General features: G+C 69.5%; 10 protein-coding genes. 2 read left to right on the top strand and 8 right to left on the bottom strand.

All coding sequences use genetic code 11. From position 1 onward, the window contains the following. Window positions 1–40 precede the first annotated feature (40 nt). Window positions 41–373 (top strand): thioredoxin, encoded by a 333-nt coding sequence (trxA, locus tag B2Y21_RS05910; RefSeq protein ID WP_003168818.1) that lies wholly within the window; start codon window positions 41–43, stop codon window positions 371–373. A gap of 183 nt (window positions 374–556) precedes the next feature. On the opposite strand, the gene B2Y21_RS05905 is transcribed toward trxA, so the two are convergent. The 8 genes from B2Y21_RS05905 to B2Y21_RS05870 all read right to left on the bottom strand — a co-directional run bounded on the left by B2Y21_RS05905 (window position 557) and on the right by B2Y21_RS05870 (window position 7836). Then, the gene (locus B2Y21_RS05905) at window positions 557–1843 is read right to left on the bottom strand and encodes a bifunctional folylpolyglutamate synthase/dihydrofolate synthase (protein ID WP_292057893.1); all 1287 of its coding nucleotides are present in this window, start codon (window positions 1841–1843) and stop codon (window positions 557–559) included. A gap of 15 nt (window positions 1844–1858) precedes the next feature. Continuing rightward, the gene (locus tag B2Y21_RS05900) at window positions 1859–2755 is read right to left on the bottom strand and encodes an acetyl-CoA carboxylase carboxyltransferase subunit beta (RefSeq protein WP_003166388.1); all 897 of its coding nucleotides are present in this window, start codon (window positions 2753–2755) and stop codon (window positions 1859–1861) included. An 11-nt stretch (window positions 2756–2766) separates the two neighbouring features. After that, on the bottom strand, window positions 2767–3609 hold the full coding sequence (gene trpA / locus B2Y21_RS05895; protein ID WP_292057892.1) for a tryptophan synthase subunit alpha: 843 nt from the start codon (window positions 3607–3609) through the stop codon (window positions 2767–2769). Then, window positions 3606–4115, bottom strand: coding sequence for a hypothetical protein (locus tag B2Y21_RS05890; RefSeq protein WP_292057890.1), 510 nt, complete (start codon window positions 4113–4115; stop codon window positions 3606–3608). Before B2Y21_RS05890 ends, trpA begins: the two co-directional genes overlap by 4 nt. After that, window positions 4115–5326 (bottom strand): tryptophan synthase subunit beta, encoded by a 1212-nt coding sequence (gene trpB, locus B2Y21_RS05885; protein WP_409514747.1) that lies wholly within the window; start codon window positions 5324–5326, stop codon window positions 4115–4117. The genes B2Y21_RS05890 and trpB overlap by 1 nt, the downstream gene beginning before the upstream one ends. A gap of 45 nt (window positions 5327–5371) precedes the next feature. After that, a complete protein-coding gene (locus B2Y21_RS05880; RefSeq protein WP_292057886.1) occupies window positions 5372–6010 on the bottom strand; it encodes a phosphoribosylanthranilate isomerase in 639 nt (212 codons plus the stop codon). A gap of 151 nt (window positions 6011–6161) precedes the next feature. Then, the gene (locus B2Y21_RS05875) at window positions 6162–6902 is read right to left on the bottom strand and encodes a 16S rRNA pseudouridine(516) synthase (RefSeq protein ID WP_292057883.1); all 741 of its coding nucleotides are present in this window, start codon (window positions 6900–6902) and stop codon (window positions 6162–6164) included. Window positions 6903–6936: 34 nt separating this feature from the next. After that, a complete protein-coding gene (locus tag B2Y21_RS05870; RefSeq protein ID WP_292057881.1) occupies window positions 6937–7836 on the bottom strand; it encodes a class I SAM-dependent methyltransferase in 900 nt (299 codons plus the stop codon). Between the two features lie 82 nt (window positions 7837–7918). On the opposite strand from B2Y21_RS05870, the gene recQ reads away from it, so the two are divergent. Beyond that, the coding region (recQ, locus tag B2Y21_RS05865; RefSeq protein ID WP_292057899.1) for a DNA helicase RecQ at window positions 7919–9461 on the top strand (1543 nt) is incomplete at its 3' end.

Raw genomic sequence — 9461 nt, 5'->3', positions numbered from 1 at the left:
CGACCGCGTCGCGAGCGTAGCGCCCTAAAGGAGATCATTCATGGCGACTGTGAAAGTCACCGACGACAGCTTCGACGCCGACGTCCTGAAGTCCTCGACCCCCGTCCTGGTGGACTTCTGGGCCGAGTGGTGCGGTCCCTGCAAGCAGATCGGCCCGGCGCTGGAGCAGATCGCCGACGAACTGGCGGGCAAGGTCACCGTCGCCAAGGTCAACATCGACGACAGCCCCATGGTCCCGTCCAAGATGGGCGTGAAGGGCATTCCGACCCTGATGCTGTTCAAGGACGGTCAGATGACCTCGATGAAGGTCGGCGCCATGCCCAAGGGCAAGATCGTCGAATGGCTGGCCGAAGCCGGCGTGAAGGCGGACTGACACGTGACATTCTCCCTCCCCTTCATGGGGAGGGTGGCTGAGCCCGCAGGGCGAAGTCGGGTGGGGGCGGCGTTTCGAAAGAGGTGCCGCCTTTTCCTTTGCTCGCTTTGCCCAAGCCCTCCCCACCCGGTCGCTACGCGACCACCCTCCCCGGGACGGGGAGGGAGAGGCGCGACGTTTGCTTCAGACCGGCCAGGTCTCGCGGCTAGCGCCCAGCACCTCGCCCGCCAGATAGAGGGAGCCGCAGATGACCACCCGTCCGGCGCCCAGGGCCAGGGCGCGATCCAGCGCGGCGTCCACCGATCCCGTCGCCATGGCGCCGAAGCCGCGTCCCTGCGCGACGGCGGCCAGAGCCTCCGGCTCAGCGGCCGTACCCTCGAAGCCGACGGTGAAGACCTGGGCGTCGATCCCCTTCAGCGCCTCGAAGAAACCGCCCGCATCCTTGTTGGCCAACATGCCGACGATCAGGGCCGTCGGGCGCGGCGCGCGCGCCTGGCGGTCGGACAGGGCGCGAGCCAGGGCGCGGGCGGCGTGGGGGTTGTGCCCGCCGTCCAGCCACAGTTCGGCGTCGGCCTTCTGAGCCTTCTCAGCATAGGCGCCGGCGGTCAGCCGCTGCATCCGCGCAGGCCAGCGCACGGCTTTCAGCCCCTCGGCGATGGCGGCCTCGGGCAGGTCCAGCTCCAGCGCGGCGGCGATGGCCACGCCCGCATTGTCGAACTGGTGCGCGCCGGCCAGGGCGGGCGCAGGCAGGTCGAGGAACCGCTCCTGATCCTGATAGACCAGGCCCCCGCGCTCGGCCCAGGCGTCGAAATCCACGCCCATGACGGTCAGGGGCGAGCCGACCTCGGCTGCGCGGCGCGCGATCACGGCCATGGCCGCTTCGGACTGGCGCGCCACGACGCCGCGTGCGCCCGCCTTGAGAATGCCCGCCTTCTCGCCCGCCACGCCCTCGATGGTCGTGCCCAGAAACTCGGCGTGGTCCAGATCGACGGGGGTGATGACGCTGAGCAGGGGTCGGGCGATGACGTTGGTGGCGTCCAGCGATCCGCCGAGGCCCACCTCGATGATGGCCAGATCAGCGGGCGTCTCGCTCATGGCCAGAAGGCCCGCCGCCGTAGTGCTCTCAAATACGGTGGCCTCGCCGCCGGTCTGGACCATCGCCGCCTCGACCCGGTCGAGGATGGCGTTCAGCGCCTCATCGGTGATCAGCGTCCCGGCCAGCCGGATACGCTCGTTGAAGCGCACCAGATGCGGCGAGGTATAGGCGTGGACGCGCAGGCCCGCAGATTCAGCAATGGCCCGGATCAGGGCGACCGTTGAGCCCTTGCCGTTGGTGCCCGCGACATGGACCACCGGCGGCAGTTTGTCCTGCGGATTCCCGAGCGCGGCGCACAAGGCCCGCATCCGATCCAGCGACAGGTCGATGCGCTGGGGATGCCGGGCGCGCAGGCGTTCCGAGATCGGGTCCATGGCAAAAGCCTGCGGTTAGGCAGCCTTCTTCTGGGCCGCGCCGCCCATCAGCATGGACAGGATCAGGCCCAGCGTCGTCGGCAGGTCGCCGCGCGACACCACCTTGTCGACCATGCCCTTGTCCTTGAGGTATTCGGCGCGCTGGAAGCCCGGCGGCAGTTTCTCGCGGATGGTGGTCTCGATCACGCGCGGACCGGCGAAGCCGATCAGGGCGCCCGGCTCGGCCAGGTGAACGTCGCCCAGCATGGCGTAGGAGGCCGTGACCCCGCCCGTGGTCGGGTCGGTCAGCACCACGACGTAGGGCAGCTTGGCCGCCTTCACCTCCTGCACCGCCAGGGTGGTGCGGGCCATCTGCATCAGGCTGAGGGCGCCTTCCTGCATCCGCGCCCCGCCGGCGGCGGTGTAGCAGACCAGGGGAACGTTGCGCTTCACCGCTTCACGCGCGGCGGCGATGAAGGCCTCGCCCGCCGCCATGCCCAGCGACCCGCCCATGAAGGTGAAGTCCTGCACGATGACCACGGCGGGGGCGCCGCCGATACGGCCGTAGCCGATGGCCATGGTGTCCTTGCGGCCCGCCGCCTTGCGCGCCGCCGACAGGCGGTCGCGATAGGGCTTGCCGTCCGAGAACTTGAGCGGGTCTTCCGGCACGTCCGGCGTGTCGATGCTCTCGAACAGGCCGTCGTCGAAGGTGGCCTTCAGGCGCGTCGGCGCATTGATCCGCATGTGACGGCCCGACGGCGTGACCCACAGGGCCGCCTCCAGATCCGAGCGGAACAGCATCTCGCCCGTGTCGGGATCCTTGACCCACAGATTGTCCGGGGTGTCGCGCGGGCTGACGATCTTGCGCACGCCGGGCGCGAAACGCGACAGCCAGCCGCCGCGAGCCTTGTTCTCGGGATTTTTATCGACCATGGGCGGGGCCTTTAAACGGTTTCCGTCACGGAAGCACTAATTCTCGCCGTCTTCACAGCATCGGCCAGGGCCTTCACCTTGGCCAGAACGCGGGGAACGGCAGGTTCGTTCGCCTCGAGCGCGGCCGCCACCTCATCGACGAAGACCGAGCCGGCGACCACGGCGTCGGCGACACGGGCGATCTCGGCGGCGCGTTGCGGCGTCTTCACGCCGAAGCCGACAGCGACAGGCAGGTTCGCCGCGCGGCGCACGCGCTCGACGGCGGGCGCCACATCGGCGGCCACAGCCTCCTTCACCCCCGTCACCCCGGCGACCGAGACATAGTAGACGAAGCCCGAGGTGCCCTCGGCGATGACCTTCAGCCGCGCGTCGTCGGACGTCGGCGTGGCCAGGCGGATCAGCGACAGATCGGCGGCCTTCAGCGCGGCGAGCAGGGGGGCCGCCTCTTCCGGCGGGCAGTCGACGACAATGATGCCGTCCACCCCGGCCTCGGCCGCATCGCGGGCGAAGACCTCATAGCCGTAGGATTCCACCGGGTTCAGATAGCCCATCAGGATCAACGGCGTGTCCTGATCGCCCTTGCGGAAGTCCGCGACCAGATCGAGCGTGCCGCGCAGGGTCATCCCCGCCTTCAGCCCGCGCAGGGCGGCGCGCTGGATCGGCGGCCCCTCGGCCATGGGGTCGGAGAAGGCCAGACCCAGTTCGATCAGATCCGCCCCGGCGGCGGGCAGACCCTTCAGGATCTGAAACGCCTCATCGCGGCTGGGATCGCCGGTCATGACATAGGGAACGAAGCCGGCCCGGCCCTCGGCCTTCAGCTTGGCGAAGCGGGCGTCGATGCGTGCGGTCGTCACTGCGCCGAACCTCCCGAAGGCGTTGTCGGAGCGGCGGGCGTCGCCGTGCAGACGTCGCCCGGAATGACGGCGAAGCCCAGATAGCCCGGCGCGGTCGCCTCGGCGGGCTTGGTCTCGTCGTAGAAGGCGACCATCTGCAGGCCGTCGCAGCCGCCGCCGTCGCGGCGACGCACGAAGATGACGCGGTTGTCGTCGCCGTCGGCCGCCAGCCAGTTCAGGGTGGCCAGATGCTCGGTATAGGCGTCGGCCAGGGCGCCGATCTGATCCAGTTGCGCCGTCACGCAGAAGGCCGCCGTGCGCAACAGACCGCCGCAGTCAGCCGCCTCCGTCGCCGGCGGCAGGACCGGCATTCCCGTGGCCGCCGGGCCGGGCGGAATGGTCGGCGCGGTCTGCACGGGCGCCTGGCCAGAAGACGTCTGGGGCGCCGGAGCCGCCGTGTTCTGCGCCAAGGTCAGGGTCGGTGAAACAGCCGCCGCAATGGCGGCGATCAGCAGGGTATTCATCATCACAGCTCCACGCCCAGGTGCTGGGCCACGGTGTTGATATCCTTGTCGCCCCGGCCCGACAGGACGATCACCAGATCGCCGTCCTTGCCGATCTGCTTGGCGACCTCGCCCGCACGCGCCAGGGCATGCGAGGATTCCAGCGCCGGGATAATGCCTTCCAGCTTGCACAGCGCCTGGAACGCCTCCAGCGCCTCATCGTCGGTCGCCGACAGATATTCGGCGCGGCCCAGATCGTGCAGCCAGGCGTGCTCCGGCCCGATGCCCGGATAGTCGAGGCCCGCCGAGATGGAGTGACCCTCCAGAATCTGGCCGTCCGCATCCTGCAACAGATAGGTGCGGTTGCCGTGCAGCACGCCCGAGCGCCCGCCCTTCAGGCTGGCGGCGTGGGCGGGGGTGTCCAGGCCGTGGCCCGCCGCCTCAACCCCGATCAGGCGCACGCTCTCGTCCTGAATGAAGGGGTGCATGGCGCCGATGGCGTTCGATCCGCCGCCGATGCAGGCCATGACGGCGTCAGGCAGACGGCCGATCTGGCGCTGGCTCTGGGCTTTGATCTCCTTGCCGATCACCGACTGGAAATCGCGCACCATGGCCGGATAGGGGGCCGGGCCCGCCGCCGTGCCGATGATGTAATAGGTGTCGGCGACATTGGTGACCCAGTCGCGCATCGCCTCGTTCATGGCGTCCTTCAGCGTCGCCGCACCGGCCGTCACCGGGTTCAGCTCGGCCCCCAGCAGCTTCATGCGGAAGACGTTCGGCTGCTGCCGGGCCACGTCGACGGCGCCCATGTAGACGGTGCAGGGCAGGCCGAAGCGGGCGCAGACGGTGGCCGAGGCGACCCCGTGCTGACCGGCGCCGGTCTCGGCGATGATGCGCGTCTTGCCCATGCGGCGGGCCAGCAGGATCTGGCCCATGCAGTTGTTGATCTTGTGCGCGCCCGTGTGGTTCAGGTCTTCGCGCTTCAGCCAGATTTTGGCGCCGCCGAAATGCTCGGTCAGCCGTTCGGCGAAATAGAGCGGGCTGGCGCGGCCGACGTAATGCTCCAGATAGCCGTCGAGCTCGGCCTGGAAGCTGGGATCCGCCTTGGCCGCCGCATAGGCCGCCTCCAGCTCATGGATCAGCGGCATCAGGGTCTCGGGCACGAAACGACCGCCATAGGGGCCGAAACGCCCCTCGGCGTCAGGCCAGGCGTAGGAATTCGAGAGAGCGTTCACGGTCTGGGGCACAACGTAAAGTCTTCAGGGAGGAAGGCGACGAAATCAGGACCGCGATGCGGCGTCCAGAAAAGCTTTGATCAGGGCCCGGTCCTTAACACCCGGCGCGCTTTCGACGCCAGAGGAGACATCAACCATCGGCGCCCCCGAAATCCGCACCGCCTCGGAAACATTTTGCGGGTCCAGCCCGCCCGCGAGGAACCAGTTTGCCGCAAGCGCCCGGTTCTGCATCAGCCTCCAGTCGAACGAGGCCCCCACCCCGCCGGGCAGGTCGGAGCCTTTCGGCGGCCTGGCGTCGAACAGCAGATGATCGGCGACGCCGGTCCAGTCGGCGACGCTCGCAAAGTCCGCCTCGTCCCGGATCGACAGGGCCTTGATGATCCCCGCCCCCGTCAGCCGTCGCGCCTCGGCCGCGCGCGCAGGCGTCTCATGGCCGTGCAACTGGATCAGATCGGGCCGCAGGATCAGGGCGACCTCGCTCAGCAGGGCGTCGTCGGGATCGACCAGCACGGCGACCACCTTCGCTTTTCCGCGCGCCCGGTCGAACAGGGTCGCAGCGTGCAGCGGCGGGATGTGGCGCGGGCTCTTGGGAAACACCACCGCCCCGACAAAGGCCGCCCCGCCCTGAAGCGCCGCATCCAGCGTATCCGGCGTCGTCAGGCCGCAGATCTTGGTCAGTGTCATGAGTTAGGCAGGTGCGCGAGCATGAGGAAGAGGTCAAGCACGCCCTTCTTCTCCCGCTCACCCCGGCGGACGCCGGGGCCCAGTTCTTTGGCGGCAAACGGGGCGCGTGAGGCTCTCACTGAATCCCGGCGTCCGCCGGGATGAGCGGAGTTTAAGAGACGAAGATCGATGCGATCTCGTCCTCGGTCAGCAGCCGCCATTCGCCCGGCGCCAGATCATCCGGCAGCATCAGCCCGCCCAGCCGCTCGCGATGCAGGGCCTCGACGTGATTGCCCGCCGCCGCGAACATCCGGCGCACCTGATGATAGCGGCCCTCCGTCACCGTCAGCAGGGCCTCGGTCGGCGAGACGACCTCCAGCACGGCGGGCGCCAGCGGCTTGTCCTCGCCCTCCAGCACCAGTTCGCCCGAGGCGAACAGCGCCCCTTCCGTCCCGTTCAGCGGCCGCGCCAGCGTCGCGCGATAGACCTTGGCCACATGGCGCTTGGGCGAGATCACCCGGTGCAGCAGGTCACCGTCGTCGGTCAGCAGCAGCAGGCCGCTCGTCTGCTTGTCCAACCGCCCGATGGTCGAGATCGCCGGGTCGCGCCGCCGCCAGCGGTCGGGCAGGACGTCATAGACCAGCGCCCCGTCCTCCTTGTGCGAACAGGTCATGCCCCGCGGCTTGTTCAGCAGGACGACCAGGCCGGCCACAGGGTCCAGCGGCTCGCCGTCGATCTCCATCCGGCTCGGCAGATCAGGCGTCACCGGAATGCGCTTCGACACGTCGGTCAGATCGGCGCCGTCCAGCACGATGCCGCCCGCCTTGCCCAGCCGCGCCATCTCGGCCCGCGAGCCATAGCCCATCGAGCCCAGCAGCTTGTCCACGCGGGACGTTGGAATCTTCTTGCTCATGCCCTGTCGCCCTTCGGGCCGCTTGAGGGCGGGATCACTTCACCGCCTCGAAAACCTTGTAGCCGCCCTGATCGACCACCATCCGCACGCGCTTGAAGGCGGCGTCCAGTTCGGCCTCATAGGGCAGGTGACGGTTGGCGACGATCCAGGCGGTTCCGCCCTTCTTCAGCATCTCGGCCGCCTTGCGAATGAAGGCCTGGCCCAGCCGTCGGTCCTCGTCTCCGCCGTCATGGAAGGGCGGATTGCTGACGATGAAATTCAGGTCGCCTGTCCCCTCCAGCGTCCGCACGTCGGCCCAGTCGAAGCCGGCCCGCGCGTCGTCGACATTGCGCTTCGCCGCCTCGACCGCGCGCCGGTCGATGTCGATCAGCCGCAGGGCCGTCACGGCGGGCGAGCGCAGCACCACCGTCGACAGCGCCCCGAAGCCGCAGCCCAGATCGGCGCCTGGCCCCTTCAGCGGCGGCAGCACCTGCGCCAGCAGCGCCGTGCCCGGATCGATACGGTCCCAGGCGAAGACCCCCGGCTGAGACCAGGCCTCCAGCCCCGGAACCACGCGCGGCGCGCCCGCCTCGATCGCCGCGTCCAGCCCCTCGGCCGCCTCGGGCCGAATGACGATGCAGCGGCGATGGTGGGCCTTGGCCGTCTCGGCGACCTCAAGGCCGAAGCCCTTCAGCTCCTTGCCCAGACGCGATCCGCCCTTGTCCTTGGGCGCCATGACGTCCAACCGACCGCCGGGCTTCAGCGCCTTCAGCGCCAGCGCCAGCGTATAGCGCCGCTCCACCGCGCCGGGCGGGGCGTACAGCATCACCCCGTCAACCGATCCGGGCGCGACCGCCTCCAGCGCCGTCGAGCCGGGGATCAGGGGCGAGGTCTGCGTCGCCGTCGAGGGCGGATCGAACACCGCCGGCGGGCGGCCGTAGAGAAGCATGGTCATGCGCTGCCTATAGTCCTTTCTCCCACAAACGGTGAAGGGTTCGCGGGTGACACCCCCGGCCGAATACGGCACAACGGCCGCCATGTTGGACTTCCCCCCGCCCGCTGACTTCTCGCCCACCCTGGACGAGGCGCGGACCCTGCTGGAGCGGGTGTGGGGCCATGCCGATTTTCGCGGTCTGCAAGCCTCGGTGATCCAGGAAGTCCTGGCCGGGCGCGACGTGCTGGCCGTACTGCCGACCGGCGGCGGCAAGAGCGTCTGCTATCAGGTGCCCGCCATCCTGCGCGAGGGCGTGGGGCTGGTCGTCTCGCCGCTGATCGCCCTGATGACCGATCAGGTCGAGGCGCTGAAGCAGCAGGGCGTGGCCGCCGCCCGGCTGGATTCCGGCCTGACCATGGACGAGCGTTCCGCCGTCTGGCGTGCGGCGCGGTCGGGCGAGCTGGATCTGCTGTATGTTTCGCCCGAAGGACTGGCGTCGGGGTCCATGCTGGAGCGTCTGGCCGAACTGCCCATCAGCCTGATCGCCATCGACGAGGCGCACTGCGTCAGTCAGTGGGGCCACGACTTCCGTCCCGATTATCGCACCCTGGGACGCCTCGCCGAAATCTTCCCGCGTGTGCCCCGCATCGCCGTCACCGCCACCGCCGACGCCCGCACGCGCGACGACATTCTGGCCTCGCTGAAGTTGGGCGAGGCCCGCGTCTTCGTCGACAGCTTCGCCCGCCCGAACCTGCAGCTGACCGCCGAGCGCAAGGTCAACGGCTCGCGCGCCCGCACCGACGCCCGCGTGGTCGAACTGGTGCGCGAACGGCGCGGCCGCTCGGGCGTGGTCTATTGCGGCAGCCGCGACGGCTGCGAGCGGGTGGCCGACGCGCTGCGCGACGCCGGGACCAACGCCATCGCCTATCACGCCGGCTTTGACGCCCGCGAGCGCGACCGGCGGCTGGAGCGCTTCCTGGCCGAGGACGGGACCGTCATGGTCGCCACCATCGCCTTCGGCATGGGGGTGGACAAGCCGGACGTGCGCTTCGTCATCCACGCCGACCCGCCCGGTTCGCTGGAAGCCTATTGGCAGGAGATCGGCCGCGCCGGGCGCGACGGCGAGCCGGCCGAGGGCATTACCCTTTACGGCCCGTCGGACATCGCCTGGTCCCTGCGTCGCCTCGACAGCCGCCCGATGGCCGAAGAGGTCAAACAGGTCCAGACCCGCAAGGTGCGCCAGCTGTTCGCCATGCTGGACGGCGCGACCTGCCGCCCGCAATCGGTGCGCCGCTATTTCGGCGAGCAGGACGCCGAGCCGTGCGGCGTCTGCGACGTCTGCGGCGATCCGCCCGCCACCTTCGACGCCCTGGTCCCGGCGCAGAAGGCCCTGGCGGCGGTGCAGCGGCTGGGCGAACGCTTCGGTCGCACGCGCGTCATCGACCACCTGACCGGCCGGACCAAGGACGTCAAGCCGTGGGAGGCGGGGCTGTCGACCTGGGGCGTGGGGGCCGATCTGTCGCTGGTCGGCTGGCGCGACGTCATCGACCATCTGATGTTCGAGGGTCTGCTGGTCGAGGATCCCAACGACGGCAAGCCTCTGGTTCGCCTGGGCGATCCGCAGGCCGTGCGCGCCGTCTATCGCG

The sequence above is a fragment of the Brevundimonas sp. UBA5936 genome (genome assembly GCA_002430835.1).
Taxonomy (GTDB): Bacteria; Pseudomonadota; Alphaproteobacteria; order Caulobacterales; family Caulobacteraceae; genus Brevundimonas.
Note: the sequence above shows the minus strand (reverse complement) of the source record. Positions and strands in the feature narration are given on the sequence as shown.

Excerpts from the sequence above, each read along its gene's own strand:
- B2Y21_RS05880 (WP_292057886.1), bottom strand. The coding sequence starts at position 6,010 with ATGACACTGACCAAGATCTGCGGCCTGACGACGCCGGATACGCTGGAT.
- B2Y21_RS05905 (WP_292057893.1), bottom strand. The coding sequence starts at position 1,843 with ATGGACCCGATCTCGGAACGCCTGCGCGCCCGGCATCCCCAGCGCATC.
- trxA (WP_003168818.1), top strand. The coding sequence starts at position 41 with ATGGCGACTGTGAAAGTCACCGACGACAGCTTCGACGCCGACGTCCTG.
- B2Y21_RS05900 (WP_003166388.1), bottom strand. The coding sequence starts at position 2,755 with ATGGTCGATAAAAATCCCGAGAACAAGGCTCGCGGCGGCTGGCTGTCG.
- B2Y21_RS05890 (WP_292057890.1), bottom strand. The coding sequence starts at position 4,115 with ATGATGAATACCCTGCTGATCGCCGCCATTGCGGCGGCTGTTTCACCG.
- B2Y21_RS05870 (WP_292057881.1), bottom strand. The coding sequence starts at position 7,836 with ATGACCATGCTTCTCTACGGCCGCCCGCCGGCGGTGTTCGATCCGCCC.
- B2Y21_RS05875 (WP_292057883.1), bottom strand. The coding sequence starts at position 6,902 with ATGAGCAAGAAGATTCCAACGTCCCGCGTGGACAAGCTGCTGGGCTCG.